The 23,482-nt window shown below is 41.7% G+C and carries 23 protein-coding genes and 1 tRNA gene; 17 read left to right on the top strand and 7 right to left on the bottom strand.

What is annotated here, in order from left to right; translation table 11 throughout:
• Nucleotides 1-90 precede the first annotated feature (90 nt).
• The 3 genes from HUS62_RS08530 to greB all read right to left on the bottom strand — a co-directional run bounded on the left by HUS62_RS08530 (nt 91) and on the right by greB (nt 1,624).
• The gene (locus HUS62_RS08530; RefSeq protein ID WP_058586152.1) at nt 91-672 is read right to left on the bottom strand and encodes a CBS domain-containing protein; all 582 of its coding nucleotides are present in this window, start codon (nt 670-672) and stop codon (nt 91-93) included.
• Between the two features lie 49 nt (nt 673-721).
• Nucleotides 722-1,027, bottom strand: a complete 306-nt coding sequence (locus HUS62_RS08525; protein WP_054562854.1) for a hypothetical protein — start codon at nt 1,025-1,027, stop codon at nt 722-724.
• Nucleotides 1,028-1,141: 114 nt separating this feature from the next.
• Nucleotides 1,142-1,624, bottom strand: coding sequence for a transcription elongation factor GreB (gene greB, locus HUS62_RS08520; RefSeq protein WP_063528319.1), 483 nt, complete (start codon nt 1,622-1,624; stop codon nt 1,142-1,144).
• Between the two features lie 166 nt (nt 1,625-1,790).
• On the opposite strand from greB, the gene ompR reads away from it, so the two are divergent.
• Together ompR and envZ are read left to right on the top strand one after the other, a co-directional pair.
• Entirely contained in the window at nt 1,791-2,510 is a 720-nt protein-coding gene (ompR, locus tag HUS62_RS08515; RefSeq protein ID WP_054554428.1) for a two-component system response regulator OmpR, read from the top strand.
• A 5-nt stretch (nt 2,511-2,515) separates the two neighbouring features.
• Nucleotides 2,516-3,811, top strand: coding sequence for a two-component system sensor histidine kinase EnvZ (gene envZ / locus HUS62_RS08510; RefSeq protein WP_175079163.1), 1,296 nt, complete (start codon nt 2,516-2,518; stop codon nt 3,809-3,811).
• Between the two features lie 24 nt (nt 3,812-3,835).
• On the opposite strand, the gene HUS62_RS08505 is transcribed toward envZ, so the two are convergent.
• The gene (locus tag HUS62_RS08505) at nt 3,836-4,162 is read right to left on the bottom strand and encodes a hypothetical protein (protein WP_175079162.1); all 327 of its coding nucleotides are present in this window, start codon (nt 4,160-4,162) and stop codon (nt 3,836-3,838) included.
• Nucleotides 4,163-4,317: 155 nt separating this feature from the next.
• On the opposite strand from HUS62_RS08505, the gene tsaE reads away from it, so the two are divergent.
• From tsaE to HUS62_RS08455, 10 genes are all read left to right on the top strand, one after another.
• A complete protein-coding gene (gene tsaE, locus HUS62_RS08500) occupies nt 4,318-4,791 on the top strand; it encodes a tRNA (adenosine(37)-N6)-threonylcarbamoyltransferase complex ATPase subunit type 1 TsaE (protein WP_055020890.1) in 474 nt (157 codons plus the stop codon).
• A 66-nt stretch (nt 4,792-4,857) separates the two neighbouring features.
• Complete coding sequence (locus tag HUS62_RS08495; RefSeq protein WP_258536740.1) at nt 4,858-6,165, top strand: N-acetylmuramoyl-L-alanine amidase; 1,308 nt, start codon at nt 4,858-4,860, stop codon at nt 6,163-6,165.
• Nucleotides 6,166-6,188: 23 nt separating this feature from the next.
• Complete coding sequence (gene mutL / locus HUS62_RS08490; protein WP_175079160.1) at nt 6,189-8,033, top strand: DNA mismatch repair endonuclease MutL; 1,845 nt, start codon at nt 6,189-6,191, stop codon at nt 8,031-8,033.
• A gap of 15 nt (nt 8,034-8,048) precedes the next feature.
• Nucleotides 8,049-8,966, top strand: coding sequence for a tRNA (adenosine(37)-N6)-dimethylallyltransferase MiaA (gene miaA / locus HUS62_RS08485; protein WP_175079159.1), 918 nt, complete (start codon nt 8,049-8,051; stop codon nt 8,964-8,966).
• 80 nt (nt 8,967-9,046) lie between these two features.
• Nucleotides 9,047-9,310 (top strand): RNA chaperone Hfq, encoded by a 264-nt coding sequence (gene hfq, locus HUS62_RS08480; RefSeq protein WP_054552435.1) that lies wholly within the window; start codon nt 9,047-9,049, stop codon nt 9,308-9,310.
• A 17-nt stretch (nt 9,311-9,327) separates the two neighbouring features.
• On the top strand, nt 9,328-10,617 hold the full coding sequence (gene hflX / locus HUS62_RS08475) for a ribosome rescue GTPase HflX (RefSeq protein WP_054563491.1): 1,290 nt from the start codon (nt 9,328-9,330) through the stop codon (nt 10,615-10,617).
• A gap of 91 nt (nt 10,618-10,708) precedes the next feature.
• Nucleotides 10,709-11,875 carry an FtsH protease activity modulator HflK gene (hflK, locus tag HUS62_RS08470; RefSeq protein WP_054563492.1) on the top strand — a complete coding sequence of 389 codons (1,167 nt, stop codon included), beginning with the start codon at nt 10,709-10,711 and terminating at the stop codon, nt 11,873-11,875.
• A 5-nt stretch (nt 11,876-11,880) separates the two neighbouring features.
• Nucleotides 11,881-12,759, top strand: a complete 879-nt coding sequence (gene hflC / locus HUS62_RS08465; RefSeq protein WP_058583966.1) for a protease modulator HflC — start codon at nt 11,881-11,883, stop codon at nt 12,757-12,759.
• 226 nt (nt 12,760-12,985) lie between these two features.
• Nucleotides 12,986-14,299 (top strand): adenylosuccinate synthase, encoded by a 1,314-nt coding sequence (locus HUS62_RS08460; protein ID WP_054552439.1) that lies wholly within the window; start codon nt 12,986-12,988, stop codon nt 14,297-14,299.
• A gap of 112 nt (nt 14,300-14,411) precedes the next feature.
• A complete protein-coding gene (locus tag HUS62_RS08455) occupies nt 14,412-15,020 on the top strand; it encodes a tetratricopeptide repeat protein (RefSeq protein ID WP_175079158.1) in 609 nt (202 codons plus the stop codon).
• Nucleotides 15,021-15,070: 50 nt separating this feature from the next.
• Here the strand turns inward: HUS62_RS08455 and HUS62_RS08450 are convergent, their stop codons facing one another.
• Nucleotides 15,071-16,930 carry a sodium:proton antiporter gene (locus HUS62_RS08450; protein ID WP_175079157.1) on the bottom strand — a complete coding sequence of 620 codons (1,860 nt, stop codon included), beginning with the start codon at nt 16,928-16,930 and terminating at the stop codon, nt 15,071-15,073.
• Between the two features lie 909 nt (nt 16,931-17,839).
• On the opposite strand from HUS62_RS08450, the gene proB reads away from it, so the two are divergent.
• Nucleotides 17,840-18,946: a glutamate 5-kinase gene (proB, locus tag HUS62_RS08445; RefSeq protein WP_175079156.1), complete on the top strand. Its 1,107-nt coding sequence runs from the start codon at nt 17,840-17,842 to the stop codon at nt 18,944-18,946.
• Nucleotides 18,943-20,190 (top strand): glutamate-5-semialdehyde dehydrogenase, encoded by a 1,248-nt coding sequence (locus HUS62_RS08440; RefSeq protein ID WP_062566637.1) that lies wholly within the window; start codon nt 18,943-18,945, stop codon nt 20,188-20,190. Before proB ends, HUS62_RS08440 begins: the two co-directional genes overlap by 4 nt.
• 158 nt (nt 20,191-20,348) lie before the next feature.
• Here HUS62_RS08440 and HUS62_RS08435 read toward each other — a convergent pair.
• Nucleotides 20,349-20,424, bottom strand: a tRNA-Ala gene (locus HUS62_RS08435).
• 165 nt (nt 20,425-20,589) lie between these two features.
• Between HUS62_RS08435 and HUS62_RS08430 the strand changes: the two genes are divergently transcribed.
• Together HUS62_RS08430 and HUS62_RS08425 are read left to right on the top strand one after the other, a co-directional pair.
• The gene (locus tag HUS62_RS08430) at nt 20,590-20,976 is read left to right on the top strand and encodes a hypothetical protein (RefSeq protein ID WP_054552444.1); all 387 of its coding nucleotides are present in this window, start codon (nt 20,590-20,592) and stop codon (nt 20,974-20,976) included.
• A complete protein-coding gene (locus tag HUS62_RS08425; RefSeq protein WP_175079155.1) occupies nt 20,977-21,528 on the top strand; it encodes a prolyl-tRNA synthetase associated domain-containing protein in 552 nt (183 codons plus the stop codon).
• Here HUS62_RS08425 and HUS62_RS08420 read toward each other — a convergent pair.
• The gene (locus HUS62_RS08420) at nt 21,495-22,631 is read right to left on the bottom strand and encodes an MFS transporter (protein WP_175079154.1); all 1,137 of its coding nucleotides are present in this window, start codon (nt 22,629-22,631) and stop codon (nt 21,495-21,497) included. The genes HUS62_RS08425 and HUS62_RS08420 overlap by 34 nt on opposite strands.
• 232 nt (nt 22,632-22,863) lie before the next feature.
• Here HUS62_RS08420 and HUS62_RS08415 point away from each other — a divergent pair, with 232 nt between their 5' ends.
• On the top strand, nt 22,864-23,403 hold the full coding sequence (locus HUS62_RS08415; protein WP_063701878.1) for a DUF2058 domain-containing protein: 540 nt from the start codon (nt 22,864-22,866) through the stop codon (nt 23,401-23,403).
• Nucleotides 23,404-23,482 lie beyond the last annotated feature (79 nt).

Here is a 23,482-nt window from a genome sequence, read left to right as displayed (position 1 = left end):
ATTGCCTGAATAATATCACAATAAGAAGGCCTTAAAAGCACTGCTTTTAAGGCCTGCAAAAATAGTCTTACACAACGCAGATTTTAACGCTTAGTGCGGGTGATCAACCTGCTGTAATACTTCGCTAAAGCCATTAGCAATTGGGTTGATATTAACAGGGATATGTAATTTTTTAGCGATCTCTCGAGCTGAAATCAAACCACATATTTCTTGTTTAGCACTGGTTACTAATAAGAACATCATACCTTGGTGTTCCATGGTTTGCAGTGCATCGCCAATACTTGCGTAGCTGATGCTTTGCAGGCTCACACCAGCTAAGCTGCTAAGTGGCGTCATTACATCGTGTAAAGTAATTTCGTCACGGTGTAAGTTCAAGCGCTGTGCAAGGATCATAATTTTTGAGCTTTGCAGATCAGCACTAGAGGTGATGCCGAGTAGTTTATCTTCGCTATCAACCACTAAAATAAAATCTGAGCAACAGCTATTTGTTTGCTTTAAAGCATCAACAATAGTGGTGCCGTAATGTGCACGTAAAGGGTCTTTTTTAGTAAAGCTATTAAGTACTTTTAAAGCTGAAGAAGTGAGATCGAGTGTTGGCTCAACTTCATTCACTGCATTAGATAATGCGCCATTAGAGATATCTTGAAGACGTAATTCTTTGAAATTATTCATTTTGGTCACCATACATTTTAATTAAACTGAAATAGAAAATTTGAGTTAATTAAAAAGCTGGTGGCCCTCGCTGGTGCGCGCTATAAACAGACACCTTATTACAAGGGTGAACATACGAAACCACACGTGCATCTGGCAGTGGTTGGGCTACATTAGCAACGAACGCAGGTGTATGTTTATCGAGGTCGGTATCTAAGTTGGCAGGGTCTGCACTATCACACGCAATAAAGTGAGCGGTTGGCGTAACACTGTCTGAATGGCTTTCAATATCACTGGCGTAAGATATCAAACTCACACTAATTAATAGTGCGAATACAATGGCATTACTCATTATGCGTTGTATTGCGTTTGACATACTTACTACCTTCTAAAACTCAAGTAATGATTTATCTTGAGTACCTTTAGTTATAGATCACATTTTTAGACTAAACAATCACTAATTAACGCTTTCTGAATTTTCTGGCAAAAGTTATTTCGCGTCCGGATAAGTTATCTCATTGATATACCATTCTTTTGCGCCTTCAGGCGTGTTCACCGAAAAATCATCATCTACCTGTTTGCCTAGTAGCGCTCTAGCCATAGGTGCATCAATCGAAATGTAATCTTTGCGCTCGTAAATTTCGTCGGGGCCGACAATACGAAAGCGCTTTGTATCGCCTTGTTCATTCTCAATTTCGACCCAAGCACCAAAAAACACTTTACCCGCTTGCTGTGGGTTGTAGTCAACAATTTTAAGATCTGGCATGCGTTTACGAAGATAGCGTACACGGCGATCTATCTGTCGTAAAACACGCTTATTAAATTGATAATCGGCGTTTTCAGAACGGTCGCCCAAGCTTGCTGCCCAAGTAACAATTTTGGTAATTTCAGGGCGCTTTTCATGCCATAAGTAATCATGTTCTTGTTGTAATTGCTGATACCCTTCTCGGGTTATTAAATTTGTCTTTGCCATTTTATTCAGCCTAAAAAGAAAACCAGCCGCAAGGTATAAAAGTCTTTTACCTTTGTCGAGTCGGATTTTGAAATGTTCAGTAACAATCTAAGCGCGTAATTCGTTTTTTATTCTTAACTTTTTCATTTATATTAATAAGTAACATATTACAAAAAGAATGAAAGTTATGGGACACGAAACGACAAAAGTATTGGTTGTTGATGACGATATGCGCTTACGTAGTTTGCTAGAGCGTTACCTTGTAGAACAAGGCTTTATTGTTCGCTCAGCAGCAAATTCAGAGCAAATGGACCGCTTATTAGAGCGCGAGAACTTCCACTTGATTGTATTAGATTTAATGTTACCAGGTGAAGATGGATTATCAATTTGCCGTCGTTTACGTCAAAAAGAAAATGACATTCCAATTGTAATGCTTACAGCCAAAGGCGATGAAGTTGACCGTATAATCGGTTTAGAGCTTGGTGCTGATGATTACATTCCTAAACCATTCAACCCACGTGAATTGTTAGCGCGTATTAAAGCAATTTTACGTCGTCGTGCTAAAGAAGTGCCAGGTGCGCCTGCTGCCGAAGAAAACGAAATTAGTTTTGGTGACTTCACACTAAACCTTGCGACCCGTGAAATGAGCCATGGTGATAAAACAATGTCGTTAACCAGTGGTGAGTTTGCGGTATTAAAAGCGTTAGTGACTCATCCACGTGAACCGCTTAGTCGCGATAAACTGATGAACTTAGCGCGTGGCCGAGATTACAGTGCGCTTGAGCGCAGTATCGATGTTCAGGTTTCGCGCTTACGCCGTATGATCGAAGTTGATGCTGCTAATCCTCGTTACATCCAAACAGTATGGGGCTTAGGCTACGTATTTGTGCCAGACGGTGAAAAATAACAGTAATGGGCATGTTTCCACGTAGTGCGTTTGGACAAACGGTATTTTTGGTTGCAGCCCTGCTGTTAATCAATCAAATTGTCTCTTATATCACGGTCAGTTTTTATGTTGTTAAACCAACTATAGAGCAAGTAAACCTGATCCTTTCGAAACAGGTGAAAACCGTGTTTATCGAATGGGAAGAAGGGGTTGAGGTAAGCAAGGAAGCCTCAGACAAGTTTTTTGAGATCACCGGCATCGAAGTGATGACCCAGCGCCAAGCGATGAGTGAGGGGTTAGCTGAAACTCGTGAGTACTCCATGCTATCGCGCAGTATGTCGAAAGAGCTCAATGGCTCTGCTCGAGTACGTATTAGCCAAACCGATCCACTTGTTTATTGGGTTGAAGCACCGCAAGCACCGGGTTATTGGGTGCGCGTGCCGCTCACCGGCCTGCAAGAAAACAACCTGAAGTTCTTAACCTTTTATTTATCGAGTATTGGCTTTTTAAGTGTACTCGGTGGCTGGTTGTTTGCCCGCCATCTAAATAGACCTTTAAAAGCATTGCAACAAGCAGCTGTGAAAGTAGGGGTGGGTGACTTTTCTACCAAGCTAGAAGAGCAAGGCTCTACTGAAGTCATTGAAGTAACCCGAGCGTTTAATCAAATGTCGCGAGGTATTGCAGCTCTTGAGAACGACCGTCGGTTATTAATGGCTGGTGTTTCTCATGACTTGCGCACGCCGCTTACACGTATTCGCCTTGCCACCGAAATGATGTCGGACGATGAAGATTACCTGCGTGAAGGGATCATTCATGATATTGAAGACATGAATGCCATTATTGACCAATTCATTGAATATTTACGCCACCACAAACGTGAAGAACTTGAGTTAGAAGATTTAAACGCGATTGTTTCAGAAGTTGTCGAAGCAGAACAAAAACATCACCGCACTATTACCTTTAAAGAGAACCCGAGCTTAAGCGAAGTGCCAGTGAGTATGGTAGCAATAAAGCGTGTTGTTACTAATATGATTGAAAACGCAATTCGCTATTCAGATGGTGATATAGAGGTTGAAACCCGCGTGAGCAGTAATAAAAAGTTTGCCATGGTCGTGGTTAACGATCACGGCCCAGGTATTCTCGAAAGCGAACTTGAAACTGTATTTGAACCGTTTAAACAAGGTGATGCCGCTCGCGGTAGCGAAGGCAGTGGCTTAGGCCTTGCGATAATTAAGCGTATTGTCGATATGCACGGCGGCCGAGTACAACTACTTAATCGCCCAGAGGGAGGCCTCAGCGCGCAAATCTATTTGCCTTTTTAAAAGTATTTAGCTTTAAGCCTTAAGCTATGAGTTATCGATAAAACTAGTTTTAAAGTGCTTTCTTGCTTTGAAGGGGGCTGAAGCAATGATGAAATTTAAAGAAAGTAGCAAGATAACTATTAAGATAGTTAGCCAGTTTAAAGCCATCTGAATGAGAGTCGGTGGTTCATAAAAGCCAAAATGCATGAACTCGGCAATTAAGATTTTATTTTTATAAATCAAGCTGTTACAAAAAATGCCAAGTGCAAAAAAAGATACACTAAGAAGAAATAGCATAGCAGTTATAGTTGTCACTTTGAGCTTTAAAATATTTACCTTTGAGAAGGGGGATTTGCAAGTAACCATAGCCATTACTAGTGCTCCTATTTATCAAAGCAATAAAAAAAGCGCACATCACTTTGTCGGCTTTTTTTGGTCAAACTAGGCATAAGAGCGGCTCTCGCCTTACAAAATTATTCTGGTATGATTAACAAAGTAATGTGTTTTTAGTTTTTCATGAGGTAATAATGACCGACAGTGTTGGTTTTCCACTCGCTGATGAAGCAGCAACGGTTAATATGGGTAAGCAACTTGCAACCTTAATGGAGCAAGGAGCAGTCATCTATTTACATGGTGATTTAGGTGCCGGTAAAACGACATTAACCCGTGGTATCGTGCAAGGTTTCGGTCATCAAGGTAAGGTTAAGAGTCCAACTTATACACTGGTTGAGCCTTACCAATTAGCTAAAGCTGATGTTTATCACTTTGATTTATATCGCTTAGGTGACCCTGAAGAACTTGAATATATGGGAATTCGTGACTATTTTTCACCACAGGCTATTTGTGTTGTGGAATGGCCTGAAAAAGGCGGCGAATTTATTCCAACACCGGATCTTGATATCACCCTACGCTATGAAGGCGAGGCACGTGCTATTGCAATTAACAGCTTAACCGAGCGTGGTCAGGCAATTGTTCAGCAACTTAAGAGTGCGCAAGAATAAACATATAAAAATAAAGGTGTATTAGTAAAAATGGGTCGTTGTACGTTTAAACTATTAACTACTTTGATGTTATTGGTTGTGAGCCAAATTGCGCTTGCACAAAATACTATTAATAGCGTACGTGTGTGGCCTTCACCTGACAGCACTCGTGTGGTCTTTGATTTAAACGATAAACCTGATTTCAGCTATTTCATGCTGAAAAATCCAGCTCGTTTAGTCATTGATTTAAAAAATACCGACAAACTAGATAGCTTGCCCGCTATTCCTAAAAAGCATCAGATTGTTTCTAAACTACGTTACTCGAAACCTAAAGATAGCAAAAGTGTGCGCTTTGTTTTTGAGCTAGCCCGTGCCAGCAAACCCGTTGTGTTTGCTTTGCTACCTACCGACCCATACAAGCATCGTTTAGTGGTTGACCTTGTTGATAAAACACCGAAGGCAGAGCCTGTTGCTTCGACCAATAGCAGTGTGAAAAAACGCGAGCTTCATCAAGAGCGCGATATAGTTATTGCCATAGACGCAGGTCATGGTGGTGAAGACCCTGGTTCAATTGGTCCATCGGGCACTTATGAAAAAGACATTACGCTACAAATAGCGAAGCGCTTAGAGCGAATGATAGATGCTGAAAAAGGCATGATTTCGCGGATGGTGCGCCGTAGTGACTACTTTGTAAATCTAAACACTCGTACTAGCATTGCCCGTAAGAAAAAAGCTGACTTCTTTGTGTCGATTCATGCGGATGCATTTACCAGCCCGCAGCCAAACGGTGCTTCTGTGTGGGTGTTATCACTGCGCCGTGCAAATTCAGAAATTGGTAAATGGATTGAGGATAAAGAAAAACACTCGGAGCTTTTAGGTGGTGCAGCTGGGGTATTAAAAGATACCGCAAGCGAAAAATATTTAGCGCAAGCACTGCTAGATATGTCGATGGATCACTCGATGAAAACAGGCTTTAGTGTCGCAGAAGAAGTGGTTAGCGAATTACGAAAAGTGGCTAAAATGCATAAGAAACGCCCACAAGCGGCGAGCCTTGCAGTATTAAAGTCACCTGATATTCCCTCTATTTTGGTTGAAACAGGGTTTATCTCGAATCCACGCGAAGAGCGAATGCTAAAAACGGCGCAGCATCAGGAGCGCTTAGCTAAAGCAATTTTCACCTCGATTAAAAATTACTATATGCAAAACCCGCCAGATGACTCGCTTTTCGCTAAGTTAAAGTCGCAGTTTCCGACTAAACACAAAGTTCGCCCTGGTGAGTCGTTAAGTATTTTAGCAAGCAGATATAACACCTCTGTGAGTAAGCTAAAAACGGCCAACAACTTAAAATCAAATACCTTATTTATTGGTCAAGAGCTTGATATTCCTCAAAGCTAGTCAATTTTCGTGTTAGGAACACTATGAGTATAGAAATACTACCCGCGCGATTGGCTAACCAAATTGCTGCGGGTGAAGTGGTTGAACGCCCAGCATCCGTTGTTAAAGAGCTGGTAGAAAACAGTTTAGATGCTGGCGCAACGCGCATTCAAATAGATATTGAGCGTGGCGGTCATAAGCTTATTCGCATTCGCGATAATGGCTCTGGCATTAATAAAGATGAGCTAACATTAGCCTTGTCGCGCCATGCCACGAGTAAGCTTAAGTCACTCGATGACCTAGAGAACATCTGTTCATTGGGTTTTCGTGGTGAAGCGTTGGCATCAATTAGTTCTGTTTCTCGCTTAACCTTAAGCTCAAAGCCAAAGCAGCAAGAGGCTGCATGGCAAGCGTTTGCTGAAGGTCGTGATATGGCGGTGCAGATTAAGCCAACCGCACACCCTGATGGCACCACCATTGAGGTGAAAGACTTATTTTTTAATACCCCTGCGCGACGTAAATTTCTTCGCACCGAGAAAACCGAGTTTTCACATATTGATGAGCTTATTAAGCGTATTGCGCTGAGTCGTTTTGATGTTTCTATTACCCTGACTCATAATGGCAAAGTTGTCCGTCAATACCGTGCTAAACCAAACCCTGAGCAAGCAATAGCGCGTGTTGCTCAAGTTGCTGGCAAAGCATTTAGTGAGCAGGGGCTGCATATTCAATCAGGTGAAGCTGGTTTGATGCTGCGTGGTTGGGTATTACCCGTGGGCTCAACGAATAGCACGCAATATACCTATGTGAATAATCGCATGATGCGCGATAAACTCATTTTGCATGCAATCCGCCAAGCCTTTGAAGAAGTCGCAGGCTCAGAAGAGCTACCCGGTTTTGTCATTTATATTGATATTGACCCTCGTCAGGTCGATGTAAACGTGCACCCAGCAAAACATGAAGTGCGTTTTCATCAAGGCCGTTTAGTGCATGACTTTATCCTGCAGGCAATAAAACAAGTGGTGGTGCCGCTTCAGCACGAAGCTGGTTTTACAGAGCATAATGACACTGCTTTTCAGCATGCTCCGTTTGATGAGACGCACTCAAGCAGCACACAGCCAAGTTTTACTCAATCAGCGCCAACAGAGCAGTATGATTACCCTAAATCTGAATTACAGCCGACACGTTCAGCGAGTTATTCTGGGGCAACAGGAGCAGGGCGCTCTAGCGGTGGTTTTAGTAGTGACAGCCAAGGTCGCAGTAAAACATCGCACCAAGATGTCAATGCATTTTATCAAGGGATCAGCGAGCAACATGCTGCGCATTTTGACCAAGTACGCCCAGAACCAAGTGTTACAACACCGGTTGTAGAGCAAGCAAAGCTTGCCAAGCTTATTCATGTACGAGAAGGTGAGTGCGTATTTAGTGAAGACAACCAACTCTTTGCTGCGCACTTTAAGCATGCATTAGCACTCGACTGGCAAGCGCACGTAGAGCAAGCAGGTAGCCTTGATGGCAAAGCCTTGTTGTTACCTGTGCGAGTAAATGCAAGTGCTGATGATATTAGCGCGTTAAATGCTCAGCAGTCGTGGTTTACCTTACTTGGTTTTGATTTAGTCATTGAAAAACAGTTTGTGATGGTGAAAAAGCTTCCGCCTTGTGTCTATTTACTTGATGTAAGTGATGCTATTGAGCGACTTATTGCAGGCTGTAAAGCCTCACCAAGTTCACTCGATGAATGGTTAGCTTGGTTAGCTCAGCAAATCCCAGCACGCTATTACGCAAGCCAAGCCTTTTTGGAGCAAGTGGCTCGGTTAGAAAATAATCCACAAACTATGCAACGTTTACGTCAAAAAGCAGTTAAAATAGAACTATCTCAGTTTTTAAACTAAGCAAGGTATTTAGGCTTGAATAACTTACCCGTCATTTTTTTAATGGGACCAACCGCTGCAGGGAAAACAGATTTAGCAATTTCGCTGTGTGAGCATTTAAACACAGAAATAATCAGTGTTGATTCAGCATTAGTCTATAAAGATATGGACATCGGCACAGCAAAGCCAAATGCCGAAGAGCTTGCTCGTGCGCCGCATCACTTGATCGATATTATCGACCCAGCAGATAGTTATTCAGTGGCAGATTTTCGCCGTGATGCAATTGAAAAGATTGATCTATTTCATCAGCAAGGTAAAGTACCTGTATTGGTTGGCGGTACAATGATGTATTTTAAGTCACTTATTGATGGCTTATCACCGCTACCAGAGGCATCACCTGAAGTACGTGCTGAACTTGAAAAGGAAGCAAAGCAGTTTGGCTGGCCACATTTGCATAAAGAGCTTGTGAAAATCGATCCTGATGCAGCGAACAAAATGAGCGAAAATGATTCGCAAAGAATTAATCGTGCATTAGAAGTGTATCGTATTACAGGCAAAACAATGACTGAGCTGCAAAAACAAAAGCAGCCTGAGCTTCCTTATACTTTCCATCAATTTGCCATTGCACCTGATGATCGCAGTGAATTACATCAGCGAATTGAGAAAAGGTTTAAAATAATGCTCGACCAGGGGTTTGAAAATGAAGTTTCATCCCTATATAAACGTAAGGATTTACACCCAGACCTGCCTTCGATTCGTTGTGTGGGTTATAGACAAATGTGGGATTACATTGCTGGCGAAATTGACTATGATGAAATGGTCTTTCGTGGTATTGCAGCCACACGGCAGTTAGCCAAGCGACAACTCACTTGGTTAAGAGGTTGGCCTGAAGTAACTTGGTTGACCACGGGTGATGAAGAAAACTTGCAACGTGTAGTAAGTTCGCTAAGCTAGTAGTAGCTGGAAGTTTTTTAGCTTTGTTAAATTAGTTCAGCTACTTAATTATAATAACACCTAGAACGAAGGAAAATAACATGGCAAAAGGCCAGTCGTTACAAGACCCATTTTTAAATGCGTTACGTCGTGAGCGCATTCCAGTATCAATCTTTTTGGTTAATGGCATTAAATTGCAGGGTAAAATCCAGTCATTTGACCAATTTGTTATTTTACTTGAAAACACCGTAAATCAAATGGTGTATAAACACGCTATTTCAACTGTTGTTCCAGCGCGTTCTGTTAACTTCCAAGGCGTTCAAGGAAGTGATGATTCAGAAGAGCAAGAATCTGGAAATTTTTAAACTTAGGAGCGTAATGCTTGTTTGACCGTTATGAAGCCGGCGAACAGGCAGTTTTAGTTCATATCGACTTACCTAAAGAGGGGGATCGCGAAGATCTTCACGAATTAGAGTTGTTGGTATCTTCTGCTGGTGTTAGTAGTTTGGCGATTGTGCAAGGCAGTCGTCAAGCACCACATCCGAAACTTTTCGTCGGGACCGGAAAAGCAGAAGAAATAGCTGAAACTGTCAAAATCCACAATGCAGATGTCATCATTTTCAACCATCAACTTAGCCCGTCACAGGAACGCAATTTAGAAAGCGTTTGCCAGTGCCGCGTTCTTGATCGTACGAGTTTGATCTTAGATATTTTTGCGCAGCGAGCGCGTACTCACGAAGGTAAACTTCAGGTTGAGTTAGCTCAGTTACGCCACATTTCTACTCGATTGATCCGTGGTTGGACTCACCTTGAAAGACAAAAAGGCGGGATAGGTTTACGTGGCCCAGGTGAAACCCAGCTCGAAACCGATAGACGATTACTGCGCGCAAGAATTAAAAACATTCGTGCCCGTTTAGATAAAGTTGCTGTTCAACGTGAGCAGGGACGACGTGCGCGTACGCGCAATGAAATTCCAACTGTGTCACTGGTAGGTTATACCAATGCGGGTAAATCAACGTTATTTAACCGTATTACAGACTCAGATGTGTATGCTGCTGACCAGCTATTCGCAACCCTAGATCCAACCTTACGTAAGTTGGATATCGGCGATATAGGTCCAATTATTTTAGCTGATACGGTAGGTTTTATTCGTCACTTACCACACGACCTTGTTGCAGCATTTAAAGCAACCTTAACAGAAACTCGTGAAGCTGATTTACAGCTACATGTTATCGATGTGGCAGACCCTCGTCGAAAAGAAAATATTGAGCAAGTACAATCTGTTTTAAAAGAAATAGAAGCAGATGAAGTGCCGCAATTATTGGTTTATAACAAAATTGATGCGCTAGATGACGTTGCGCCACGTATAGATAGAAACGACGAAGGTCAACCGGTACGAGTCTGGTTGTCGGCGCGCACTGGCGTTGGTTGTGAACTGTTAAGTGAGGCAATTAATGAGTTACTTGCCAAAAAGATGTTTGCTGATGAGCTAAAATTACCACCACAACATGGTCGTATTCGCGCAGCATTATTCAACTTAAATGCAGTTCATCAAGAATGTTTTGATGAGCAAGGAAACTGGTTATTATCGGTACGCTTGCCAATGGCAGAATGGAATCGCTTGAAAAAAGAGATGGGACAAGACCTCGACTCTTTCGTAGTGACTGATTAAAAATCACCAGCATTTGTCTTTTTTAGTATGAGAAATGCTGCAGATTTGATAGATTTAACCTAATTCATTTAGATAACAATGGAGTATAGCTATGGCCTGGAATGAACCGGGTAATAATGGCAATGATAAAGATCCGTGGAATAATAAAGGCGGAAAAGATCAAGGCCCACCTGATTTAGACGAGGTAATGCGTAAGTTCGGCAACAAGTTTGGCGGTTTATTTGGTGGTAATAAGCCAGGTAAAAACGGCGGTGGACTTGGTGGCGCAGGCATTTCTTTCATCCTTATTATTGCCATCATTGTATGGGCATTAAGTGGTATTTACACGGTAAAAGAAGCTGAGCGCGGTATTGTTTTACAATTTGGGCAATACGATCGCATTGCAGAACCTGGCTTACGTTGGAAAATGACCTTCATTGAACGCGTGATCCCTGTTGATATCGAAGCGGTACGCTCGTTATCTGCTAAAGGTTTTATGCTTACCGAAGACGAAAACGTGGTAAATGTAGAGTTTGAAGTACAGTACCGTGTTATCGACCCACATCTTTACAAGTTCAGCGTTACTGATGCTGACCACAGCTTACAACAAGCACTTGATAGTGCATTACGTTATGTAATTGGCCACGTAAAAATGGACCAAGTACTAACAACAGGTCGTGAGTTAGTGCGTCAACAAACGTGGGATGAGCTTAACAAAATCATCGAGCCATACAATCTAGGTATTATTGTAAGCGATGTGAACTTTAAAGATTCACGTCCGCCGGGTGAAGTAAAAGACGCGTTTGATGACGCTATTGCTGCACAAGAAGATGAAGAGCGTTTCATCCGTGAAGCAGAAGCCTATGCTCGTGAAATTGAACCTCGTGCCCGTGGTCAAGTTACTCGTATGACGCAAGAAGCAGAAGCGTACCGTGAACGTATTACATTAGAAGCACAAGGTGAGGTAGCGCGTTTTGAAAAGCTATTACCTGAGTACCAAGCTGCTAAAGAGGTAACTCGTAAGCGTCTTTACATCGATGCGATGGAAGAAGTGTTAGGCAACAGCTCTAAAGTGTTAGTTGATGTTGAAGGTGGTAATAACATGATGTATTTACCGCTTGATAAAATCATGGAAAAGCAAGGTACAGCAACACGTGTTGCATTACCAAGCTCAAGTGATATCAAAGACCTTCGCAATAAAATAAACACGTCGCGTAACAGCACGGTAAATTCAAGCAATGACCGTTTCGCAACTGACCGTTTTAATGAGGGGAGATAAGCAAGATGAAAAATTTTAGTTTAGTAATACTTGCCCTTGCAGTTGTGCTGTCTTTCTCAGCGATTTTTGTTGTGCAAGAAGGCGAGAAGGCAATCGTACTGTTATTCAGCAAAGTTGAAAAAGACAGTGATGATAAGGCTGTAGTATACGGCCCTGGTTTACACCTAAAAGTGCCTTTCTTTAGCCAAGTACGTCGTTTAGATGCACGTATTCAAACGCTAGATGGTGCACCTGACCGTTTCGTAACAAGTGAGAAAAAAGACTTAATCGTTGATTCTTACGTTAAGTGGCGCATTAATGACTTTAGTGCATTCTACCTGCGTGCCCGTGGTGATAAGCAATACGCTGAAACACTACTTAAGCAAAAGGTGAACAACGGTCTGCGTACTAATTTCGGTTCTCGTACTATCAGAGAGATCGTTTCTGGTGAGCGTAGTGAGCTGATGGAAGAAGCATTAGTTCAAGCGTCTGAAAGTGCACAAGAGCTAGGTATTGAAGTACTTGATGTACGCGTTAAGCAAATTAACTTACCACAAGAAGTGAGTAGTTCAATCTTCCAACGTATGCGTGCTGAGCGTACTGCGGTTGCAAAAGAGCACCGTTCTGAAGGTCAAGAAAAAGCTGAAACAATTCGTGCAGAAGTCGACCGTCGTGTAACAGTAATGCTTGCAGACGCTGAGCGTAATGCGCGTACTGTTCGTGGTCAAGGTGATGCCGATGCCGCAGCTATCTATGCTAACGCTTATAACAAAGATGCAGAATTCTTTGGTTTTATGCGCAGCCTAGAAGCGTACAAAAATACCTTTAAAAATAAGCAAGACGTGATGGTGATTTCACCTGATAGCGACTTCTTTAATTATATGAAAGGTACAAAAGCACAGTAATTAATATTTGTGTGATAAAAAGCCCTGCAGTTTGTAGGGCTTTTTTTGTTTCTGCACGTGATTAATTTTTATCCTTAACTATTTTATAAACCCCTGTTCTGCATGTAGTTGTTTAAGTAATTAAGATGATATAAATTCAGGCGCAGAAAAAATAAGCTAAACGGGGTGATCTTTCACCTCGTTTTCTGATAAAATCTCGTCCTAATTTTTTCTAAGTGAATTTGCAATGGGTAAAAACGTTGTTGTACTAGGCACCCAATGGGGTGACGAAGGTAAGGGTAAGGTAGTTGACCTCCTTACAGACAAAGCATCTTTAGTAGTTCGTTATCAAGGTGGTCATAACGCAGGCCATACTCTGGTAATCAACGGTGAAAAGACGGTTTTACACCTTATTCCATCGGGTGTATTACGTGACAATGTTAAGTGTGTGATCGGTAACGGTGTTGTTTTATCACCAGAAGCATTAATGAAAGAAATCGGCATGCTAGAAGAGCGTGGCGTACCAGTACGTGAGCGCTTATTAATCAGCGAAGCATGTCCATTAATTTTACCTTTCCACATTGCATTAGATTTAGCCCGTGAAAAAGCACGTGGCGATAAGCCAATTGGTACTACAGGTCGTGGTATCGGTCCAGCTTATGAAGATAAAGTAGCACGTCGTGGTTTACGTGTAGGTGACTTATTCAACCCTGAACAGTTTGCTAGCAAGCTTAAAGAAGTATTGGAATACCATAACTTCACATTAGAGCATTACTACAAAGCTGAACCAGTTGACTTCCAAAAGACATTTGACGATGCAATGGCTATCGCAGATATCTTAAAAGCAATGGTTGTTGATGTTACTGAGCTTCTTGATCAAACGCGTTTAGCGGGCGACAACATCTTATTTGAAGGTGCGCAAGGTACATTACTTGATATCGACCACGGTACTTACCCGTACGTAACATCATCAAACACAACGGCTGGTGGTGTAGCAACAGGTGCTGGTTTTGGTCCATTACACCTTGATTACGTGCTAGGTATTATTAAAGCTTACACTACACGTGTAGGTTCTGGTCCATTCCCTACAGAGCTTTACGACGGTCTTGATAAACAAGATCCAGTTGGTAAGCACTTAGGTGATAAAGGTCATGAGTTCGGTGCAACGACAGGTCGTTTACGCCGTACAGGTTGGTTAGATGCAGTGGCAATGCGCCGCGCAGTGCAAATCAACAGCATCTCAGGTTTCTGTTTAACTAAACTAGACGTTTTAGACGGTTTAGAAACATTAAAAATCTGTACTGGTTACCAGTTAGAAGATGGCACAGTAACGAACGTTACACCATTAGCAGCTGAAGGTTACGAGAAAGTAACACCAGTATACGAAGAGATGCCAGGCTGGTCAGAAAACACAGTAGGTGCTACGTCAGTTGATCAATTACCGCAAGCGGCACTTGATTACATCAAACGTATTGAAGAAATCACTGGTGTTCCAGTTGATATCATCTCTACTGGCCCAGATCGTGTAGAAACTATGGTATTACGCAGCCCGTTTGCATAATCGTCATAGTGACTGAAAAAGCTGCCTCGGCAGCTTTTTTTGTGCCCAAAATTCACTCTGGAATGATAATTGTATATTATTTGCTAAGACTGACTTTATTTAAGTGATTTTGATGCGTGTTTTATTGCCTTTAACATTACTCTTCTCAAGCCTAAGCATGGCTGAAGAGCCTATAACAGCAGTGCCTCTGTACACAGAGAGCGAGTTAATTGGCTTGATCAATAAAAATGCACACCTAGCACGTGTAAAGGCAGATGATTGCCAGTTAGTGCAAGATATCGAGGCACGAGCCAATAAAATGGCACTACCATCATATCAGTTCCTGTATGGCGATATGCTAGCTTATGCAGTGTGTGTAGACCGCAATGTAGAGTTAGGGGTTTATTACATGCGTCAGGCTGCTCAACAAGGGCTAGGCGCGGCATTAGAGCAACTTGGTCGCTACTACGATGTAGGCCAGTTAGTGCAGCAAGATAAAGCGATGGCGGTAACCTATTTACGAGAAGCATCAGCCCAAGGCAACTTAAAGGCACAAATGCGACTGGTTAACCTATTTAATCAAGGTTATGGCAGCCCGCGCGATTATGAAGATGCCTACCGTTGGTTATTTCATTCAATGGTTGCCGATAAAGCAACTCACAAGAAAGTCGAAAGTTTACTCGCTAAGCTTGCCGAAAAAATGCCAGACAGCGTCGTTGCACGCGCCCGTTTACCTATGTAGGCAAATAAAAATACATGCAAATAAAAAGGCCAGCTAATGCTGACCTTTTTTTATTTCTCTTCTTTAGTTTCTTTTGGTTTGCCGCTGTTCGGGTCTTTTAGTACCGATAATTTAGGTGGCTGTAGTGCCACAATACGTTCACCTACTTGAGGTGTTTTTTCCATATTTGTAGTGAACGGGCGAATTTTAATAGGTGAATCGTCATCATCACTTTTCTCACCATTTAAAATAAACAGCGGGATAGCTTCGCTATTAACGTCTTTGTATTGCTCCCAACTAAACTCTTCTGAAATACGTGTTGCACTGACTTTGCCGCCTTTGGCAATTAAGCTACTTAAGCGCGCATAAGCGCCATTGTCGCCAAACAGAATTTGTCGCGATAAGAAGGTCGCACTGTCTTTATTTGCTTTAGCGTGGTTGGTTGAAGAACGCAGTGAAAATACATCTTTTTCGTCAAGTAAATGCGAGAAATACTGCACGCCTAATGCGTTGTGGTGACGGTTAGGCGAAAGCGCGAGTACGCTACGAATCGTCGTTAACGGTAAATAACGCTCAGCATGCTCTGACTGCGGATTACCATAGTAACAAGGTAAGCCATCCATGCGTGCCATTTTGCAGTTCTCCCATGCAGGATCAGACAAGTGCACCGGAATGTTTTGATCTTTTAAACCGCGTGCGATGGCTCTTGCTACATGGTTAGCACCAATAATCAAAATTGTATTTGGTGCAGGTTGGCGCACTTTTAACAGCTTTGCCAATGGTGTTGCCGTTAAGCTTTGTAGTACTACAGTGACAATGATCACCGTGAATATGAGTGGTACCATTTTTTCAGCATCGGCAATGCCAGCTTCCACCATACTTAACGCGAATACAGAGCCTACCGCAGCTGCAACAATACCTCGCGGAGCAATCCAAGCCAGCACTAAACGAGACTTGATAGGTAAGTCGGTTTTAAAAGTCGATATTGCAATACACGCTGGGCGAGCCACAAAAAGCACGATGGCTAAGAAAATAAACACATCGCTATGTAACATCATTAAATCTGATAGCTGTAGGCGGGCTGCAAGTAAGATGAATAACGATGAAATCAAGATCATCGAAAGGTCTTCTTTAAACTCAAGTACAGAGTCAATTTCAAGTTCGTCTTGGTTGGCAAGCCAAATACCAAACACGGTAACGGCGAGTAGGCCAGATTCATGGCTTAGGTGGTTTGAAACCGTAAAACTGATGAGTACTAAGGCAAGAATACCAAACTTGTGTAACTCAAACGGCAGCCACTCTCTACGAATAAGCAGCGTTGTAAGCCAGCCTGCAACCACACCAATGGTTAAACCTACACCGAGAGTTTTAAATAACGCGATAATGGTATGACTTAGTACCTCGCCTTGGCCTACCAGCATGACAGCTTCAAAAACCAATACAGCAAATAAGGCTCCAATAGGGTCTATTACTATGCCTTCCCAGCGTAAAATGCGGTCTATGTCTTGGTTTGGTCTCATAGAGTTTAATAACGGTGCAATAACCGTAGGGCCTGTTACAACAAGTACCGCACCAAGTACAGCGGCAACACGCCAATTAAGTTCTAGGATCCAATAGGCACTTAAACTTATCACCAAACATGTTGTGATCATTCCGATTGAACAAAGGTTACGAACTACCTTGCCAATCCCTTTAAGTTCTCGAAAGTGCAGAGTGAGTGAACCTTCGAATAAAATCACTGCCACACTTAAAGAAACCACTGGGAATAATAAATCTCCCAACAATGCATCTGGTTCTAGTACGCCACTAAAAGGCCCGAGAATTAAACCTGTTAGTAGTAAAAATAAAATAGCCGGTACACGAAACGCCCAAGCTACCCATTGTGCTAATACTGAGCACAAGGCGATCCCTGCTATAAAAATTGCTGACATAGAATGAATTATCCTTTAGTTACTACAATTTAAAATGCCAACGCCTTAGATAATCGCGTCATTAGTTGCTGACATTATTAAAATAATGCTTGCCTATTAAAGCCTACTCACCGTCATGGATACAAGCAAACTCGTTGCTTCAAATACGATTTTAGTCGTTATTAATACTTTTTGGGTGTGTTTATGAAATTAAACCCTGCTAGGGTCGTTAAAAATTATTACACAATAAAATTGCGCGCCTAAGGTACTGTTAATAAATGTGTATTTTCTATGTTTATGGTAAGTATAAAAGTTATGACTACTTTTTGCACTTGATCTTTGCCCCTGATTTCCCGTATTATAGTTCGTGTTCAAACAATTTGATATCTAAATAGTTATTAGCTTTAGAGACACTCTTTATAGCTTAGCTTTCTGAAAAGATACTTGTTTGCGACATTATTAGTGTTTTATACACTTTGTTTTCTAATTAAATAGAAATGAGCTCTAAGTTGTTCAGTGCATATTTATTACGTGTTGAATAGAATATAAGTTCATTATCTGGTCAATGTTTAGCTCCCATCGTGGCAGCTAAATCTCGGTCATACAATCTACACCCTATCTGTTGGTGTACCAGATTGTATAGGCTCTATGTATGTTGTTATTAATAAAAGCCGCACACAGCTTTTTACAGCGATACATAAACAACACTTATCTTTTTTTATCAACTTATGGTTTATAACCGTTTGGTCTACTGACTGAATAAAAGTTGTGCTATATCTAATCGCAGTACTTGCGTGGCGTAGTCGTGTGCATAGATAAGTGGTTTGGCAAAGTGATAATAGTCAGTGCGTTTAGTAAAGCTAAGCGCGAGTCTTTTAATCAGTGGCAAATTGGCACTGAACAGATAGTAAAATGGAAAGTTGAACAGTTATGCAAAAGTTAAATTGGCGACGTATAGTACTAAAAGTAGGTAGCGCATTAATCGCACCCGAACAAGACGGGTGTCGCTCTCGTTATTTACTGACCATTGCACAGTTCATCGTTCGCTGTCGAGCGCAAGGTATCGAAGTAATTTTAGTATCATCGGGTTCGGTAGCTGCTGGTTCGCATTTATTCCCTGAACAAGAAAAACGTTCAGTGACGATGAAAAAAGCAATGGCTGCTGCCGGTCAGACAGAAATGATGGCAATGTGGGATCGCTTCTTCGATTTCCCATCAGCACAGATTTTATTAACTCATGGTGACTTACGTGACCGTGAGCGTTACACAAGTATCCGTGAAACCGTTTTCACCTTACTTGAGCATGGTGTATTACCTATCATTAATGAGAATGACACGGTAACTACCGACGATTTAAAAGTTGGCGACAATGATAACTTGTCGGCAATGGTAGCCGCAGCGGCGGACGCAGATGCATTGATGATTTTTTCGGATGTTGATGGTCTTTATGACAAAAACCCGAATTTGCATGAAGATGCAGTTCTATTACCTGAAATTGATAGCATCGATGAATCAATTTACGCCATGGCCGGTTGTGCAACCAGTGCCGTTGGTACAGGTGGTATGAAAACGAAAATCGAAGCGGCTGAAAAAGCCACTTCACATGGTATTACAACCTTTATTTTAAATGGTTTTAAAGAAGAGACATTTAACCGACTGCTTGCGGGTGACAACCCAGGTACTATCTTCACACCATACGAAAAACCAATGCAAGAAGCAGTGCATTGGATGACTCACACCGCTAATGAGCAAGGTGAGGTTGTCGTTGAAGGTTCATTCGATGAATCATTAACAGATGAAGACGGTTGTATTCGTAGCGATGAAATCGTTGCAGTACACGGAGAATTTGGCGTAGGCGATACCATATTAGTTCGTAGTGATGATGGTACGCGTCTAGCAAAAGCAACAGCGAACTACAGTAGCTGTTTATTGAATTTTATTGCTGACAACGAGCAAAGTGAATTTAGCGAAAAAATGCAAGATTCAATCGGCCCAGTTGTTTCAGAGAAAGATATCGCATTATTGGAGAAGTCATGAGTTTAATTACGGATATTTCGAGTCAAGCTGCAAAAGCTGCAACCCAGTTAGCTTTACTTGATACTGCTACTAAGAATCAAGTGTTAACTGAGATGGCAGAGGCGCTACGCGAAAGCAAAGCCTTTATCATCAAAGAGAACGAAAGCGATTTAGCGGCAGCACGTGATAACAACCTTGCAGCATCGATGATTGACCGTTTAACGCTTAACGATGAGCGTATTGAAGCAATGGCCGAAGGTATCGAAGTAATTGTTAGCCTTGATGATCCTGTAGGTCAATTACGTGAAATTTCAGAGCGTCCAAATGGTATTAAGATCAGCAAGATGCGCGTACCACTTGGTGTTGTGTGTATGATTTATGAAGCACGTCCAAATGTGACGGCTGATGCAGGCGCCCTATGCTTTAAATCGGGTAATGGTGTTATTTTACGTGGTGGTAAAGAAGCACTTCGTAGCTCGCAAGCAATCGCAAGTGTAATGCATAAAGTACTTGAAAAGCATGGTTTACCTGCTGCGTTGATTTCAGTGATCCCAGATCCAGACCGTGGTCTACTCATGGAGCTGATGCAACAGCGTGAAACAATTGATTTAATCATTCCGCGTGGTGGTGAAGGTTTAATTAATTTTGTAACAGAAAACAGCACTATTCCAGTGATTCAGCACTTTAAAGGTGTATGTCACCTTTATGTCGATAAAGACGCTGATTTGAATGTAGCAATCAACTTACTATTAAATGGTAAAACTCAGCGTACTGGTGTGTGTAATGCCCTAGAAGGCTTAGTGGTTCACCAAGATATCGCTGATGAGTTTTTAAACCTGTGTGCAGTTGTTCTTCGTCAAGAAGGCGTAAAAGTAAATGCAGATGCGAAAGCTGCCGAGTACTTTGATAATGCAACAGTACTCGCTGACGACGAGTTTGGTGAAGAATATTTAGATTTAGAGATCGCAATTAAGGTTGTGCCTGACTTTGCTGGTGCCATTGATCATATTGCTAAGTTTGGTTCAAACCACACCGAAGTGATTTGTACTAAAGACCAAGCTGCAGCGCAGTTATTCCAACGCAGCGTGGATGCATCAGTGGTGATGGTCAATGCGTCATCGCGTTTTTCTGATGGCTCACAGTTAGGTTTAGGTGCTGAGATTGGTATTGCGACAACTAAGCTACATGCTTATGGTCCTATGGGTCTAGAGTCACTTACAACTGAAAAATACTTAGTGAATGGCGAAGGCCAAATTCGTGAATAATCACTAAAAAGTAATTGCTTAAAAAGCCGGGCTTTGCTCGGTTTTTTTGTGTTTAAAATAAAACGAAGACGGCAGAAAGACTAATAAAGTCGCTTTAATTTAGATTGTATTGGTTTTTATTAAGTATTTGGCAGATTGCCTAAAGAGAGGTAGGAAGGTGGTGGAGCTAAGCAGGATCGAACTGCTGACCTCCTGCGTGCAAGGCAGGCGCTCTCCCAGCTGAGCTATAGCCCCACATTCCTAAATACAGGATGCTTAAGTCTTGCGTCTCAAGCGGGGTGAACTTTAAATATTTTTGCATTTGTGGTCAAGTATTTTTTTTAAAATGTTCGATTTTTTACTCTGTTGTTTTATTTTTGGTAGACTAAAGCGCATTCACTGTTCAAGGCTTATCCAATAATGAAAAAAATAGCATGGCTTTTGGTTGTTTTACTTGCCGGTTGCGCAAGCCAAGAAGAAGCGCCTCCTTTTGAAATCAATAATAAGCAGTTTTACGAAAAAAATGATGAGCAAGGCAATAAAATCTTTGCCTATGTGGTGTCAGTTAAAGCACAGGGCAGACGCCCGATTAACCTTGATAAGCCAATGACACGCAGGCAGTTTAAAGATTTTGCCGAGCAAGAAGTATTTGAAGAGTCGAGCAACTTAAAACTTATGCTCGAAGACCAAGCGGTTGAATTATTAAATGAAGAGCTTAAAGAACGACAATACTGCGACGATAAACACGTTATTGACGAAGTATTATGGCGTGATTTAAGTGTGCAATTACGAGGACGTTGTTTGTAAATGTATGCAGATAAAAGCAAGTTAGCTGCTACGCTAGCTCAATTAGATATTAATTATGATGTGATTGAGCATCCACCATTACACGGCAGCTTAGATGCCGATAAGTTTATGCTCGATAGACCGGGCACACGTTTAAAAAACCTGTTTTTACGAGATAACGAAGGTAAGCGCCACTTTTTAGTGATCACCGCTCACGATAAGCAGCTCGACTTAAAAGCCATTGCTCAGCAGCAGGGGTTATCGCGTTTAGGGTTTGCATCCGATGAGCGATTAGCGCGTTATCTTAAAGTGCCACCGGGCTGTGTTTCTATGTTGGCACTGTTAAACGATAAGCAAAATAATGTCACTCTTTGGCTAGACCAAGAAATTTGGTTTAACGAGCTTTTTCATTGTCACCCTTTTGAAAATACCGCTACTTGGCTGATGAAAAAAGGCGACTTAGAGCTGTTTTTTGAAAATACCGCTACTTGGCTGATGAAAAAAGGCGACTTAGAGCTGTTTTTTGAAAGTACCGGGCATCAACCGCGTATCGTATTTCTACCTGCCAAATAAACTAAGCTTAAACCTACTAAGCAGACTAAAAGTAGCACGGTCATAAAGGCAACTTGGCCGTGTTGCTGATATACCAGCCCTGGCAATAATGAACCTAATGCGCCACCGCTATAATAAAACGATACATAACCGCCATTGGTGACACTTGCAGGTGCGCTGCTGATTTTATTTACCAGTGGAGCGGCACTTGAGTGGATAACAAACATTGCACCGCAAAAGCCAGTAAAAGCAATAACAAAAAGTAATAACTGTTGGCTCATCAATAGCACCATCGTCAGGCTATAGAATACAAAAACCCAGGTTAGTAAACGCCAAGGTGTTGATGACTTTCGTAACAGCCAAGGTGTGGCTATAGAAGCTAGTGCACCAAGCAAATAACCGCTGTAAACCAGTCCGATGTCTCGGGTGTTAGTGATAGCAAAACTGTCTTGCAGAATGAAAGGTAAATAATTTAACAGTGCCGCAAAACAAAAGAACATACAAAACACCGCTCCGTAGAGCTTTAATACCAGCGGATCTTTTAATTGCTTTAGATACAATAGCGGCGACTTTGCAGCATGAATACTCGCGCCTTTGTTTGATTTAGGAATGGCGAGTGCAAACAGTACTAAGCCAAGCGCAATCACATAATAAAAACTTTGCCAGCTTAAAAAGTCAGTAAACAAAGCAGCGAGCATACGTCCGAAGTAGCCACCAACAATGGTACTGCCAATGTAAAGCGTCATATTACGTTGCAATTGGTCAGCCTGAAAAGTCACACCAATATAACTGGTCATAGCGGTGAGCGCTGCGGGTAGGGTGATCCCTTGTATAAAACGAACCAGTAATAGCAACTCAAAGCTTGGTGCTAAAGTAAAAGCGATACAGCTGATTGCTAACACAAGCATAGCAATCTTTAAAATTGTTAGTGGGTTTCGCTTAGCTAAAAACAAGCCATACACTAAAGGAGCAATGGCTAGTGGCAACATAGTTGCGGTCATTAAGCTACCAGCAGTGGCTGGCGATACAGAAAAATGACTAGCAAATAATCCAAGTAAGGGTTGTGGGGCGTATAAAACAAAGAAAATAAACACAGAGCAAAGTAACAAATGTCGCAGCTGCATTTTTAGCTCCCAAGAGGAAAAGCCCTAGCTTATCGGGTACAGGTTTTTTTACAAGTTCAAAGGCGACTAAAATGATAAATCTTGCGTTAAATCAATATGTCATGATTTCATCGCGTGTTAATCTCACATCAATATACTCGATTGCTGTGAATCAAGTGGGCTCAGTACTGTTATTTGTTGGCAGAGCTGATTAAAATAACCCTAATACGCATTAATAAATTGGAATTTCGTCATGGGTTCATTACAAGATCAATTACTTAAAGCTGGTCTTACTACGGCACATAAAGCTAAAGTAGCCAAAACAGAAAAGCGCAAACAGCAAAAGAAGAAAAAGAAAGGCGCCACGAGTAATCCTAGCGATCTGCAAAAACATATTGAACAAACTAAGCTTGAGCAGCAGAAAAAAGCCGATGAGCTTAATAAAGCGCGTTTAGAAGAGCAAAAGCAACGTGAGCAAGTAGCGCGCGTTAAACAGATTTTAGAGCACCACAACCAAGATGAGATCCGTGGTGATCGTACATTTAACTTCACTTATCAAAATAAAGTGAAGGAACTCGAAGTAAACGAAAAAACACAAAAGGCCCTAGCTGGTGGCCGCTTAGCAATTTGTGTTTTAGAAGGCCAATTTTTTGTACTGGAAGACGAACCAGCACGAAAAGTCGCTGAAGTCAGCGAAGATTACATAGTGTTCCATGTTGAGCCTGAAGATAAGCAAAAGGATGAAGATGATCCGTATGCTGATTTTGAAGTACCTGATGATTTAATTTGGTAGTGACTGTTTCTATTGCCGTTACAATTTTCGGGTGCAATATTGTTAAATCATGGTCTACACTAAAGAAAATGTTTAATAA

Source organism: Pseudoalteromonas sp. 0303 (genome assembly GCF_013349995.1).
In the GTDB taxonomy this organism is placed as follows: Bacteria; Pseudomonadota; Gammaproteobacteria; order Enterobacterales; family Alteromonadaceae; genus Pseudoalteromonas.
Note: the sequence above shows the minus strand (reverse complement) of the source record. Positions and strands in the feature narration are given on the sequence as shown.

Coding starts and splice junctions, on each gene's coding strand:
- HUS62_RS08530 (WP_058586152.1), bottom strand. CDS start 672: ATGAATAATTTCAAAGAATTACGTCTTCAAGATATCTCTAATGGCGCA.
- HUS62_RS08525 (WP_054562854.1), bottom strand. CDS start 1,027: ATGTCAAACGCAATACAACGCATAATGAGTAATGCCATTGTATTCGCA.
- greB (WP_063528319.1), bottom strand. CDS start 1,624: ATGGCAAAGACAAATTTAATAACCCGAGAAGGGTATCAGCAATTACAA.
- ompR (WP_054554428.1), top strand. CDS start 1,791: ATGGGACACGAAACGACAAAAGTATTGGTTGTTGATGACGATATGCGC.
- envZ (WP_175079163.1), top strand. CDS start 2,516: ATGGGCATGTTTCCACGTAGTGCGTTTGGACAAACGGTATTTTTGGTT.
- HUS62_RS08505 (WP_175079162.1), bottom strand. CDS start 4,162: ATGGCTATGGTTACTTGCAAATCCCCCTTCTCAAAGGTAAATATTTTA.
- tsaE (WP_055020890.1), top strand. CDS start 4,318: ATGACCGACAGTGTTGGTTTTCCACTCGCTGATGAAGCAGCAACGGTT.
- HUS62_RS08495 (WP_258536740.1), top strand. CDS start 4,858: ATGTTATTGGTTGTGAGCCAAATTGCGCTTGCACAAAATACTATTAAT.
- mutL (WP_175079160.1), top strand. CDS start 6,189: ATGAGTATAGAAATACTACCCGCGCGATTGGCTAACCAAATTGCTGCG.
- hfq (WP_054552435.1), top strand. CDS start 9,047: ATGGCAAAAGGCCAGTCGTTACAAGACCCATTTTTAAATGCGTTACGT.
- hflK (WP_054563492.1), top strand. CDS start 10,709: ATGGCCTGGAATGAACCGGGTAATAATGGCAATGATAAAGATCCGTGG.
- hflC (WP_058583966.1), top strand. CDS start 11,881: ATGAAAAATTTTAGTTTAGTAATACTTGCCCTTGCAGTTGTGCTGTCT.
- HUS62_RS08460 (WP_054552439.1), top strand. CDS start 12,986: ATGGGTAAAAACGTTGTTGTACTAGGCACCCAATGGGGTGACGAAGGT.
- HUS62_RS08455 (WP_175079158.1), top strand. CDS start 14,412: ATGCGTGTTTTATTGCCTTTAACATTACTCTTCTCAAGCCTAAGCATG.
- HUS62_RS08450 (WP_175079157.1), bottom strand. CDS start 16,930: ATGTCAGCAATTTTTATAGCAGGGATCGCCTTGTGCTCAGTATTAGCA.
- proB (WP_175079156.1), top strand. CDS start 17,840: ATGCAAAAGTTAAATTGGCGACGTATAGTACTAAAAGTAGGTAGCGCA.
- HUS62_RS08440 (WP_062566637.1), top strand. CDS start 18,943: ATGAGTTTAATTACGGATATTTCGAGTCAAGCTGCAAAAGCTGCAACC.
- HUS62_RS08430 (WP_054552444.1), top strand. CDS start 20,590: ATGAAAAAAATAGCATGGCTTTTGGTTGTTTTACTTGCCGGTTGCGCA.
- HUS62_RS08425 (WP_175079155.1), top strand. CDS start 20,977: ATGTATGCAGATAAAAGCAAGTTAGCTGCTACGCTAGCTCAATTAGAT.
- HUS62_RS08420 (WP_175079154.1), bottom strand. CDS start 22,631: ATGCAGCTGCGACATTTGTTACTTTGCTCTGTGTTTATTTTCTTTGTT.
- HUS62_RS08415 (WP_063701878.1), top strand. CDS start 22,864: ATGGGTTCATTACAAGATCAATTACTTAAAGCTGGTCTTACTACGGCA.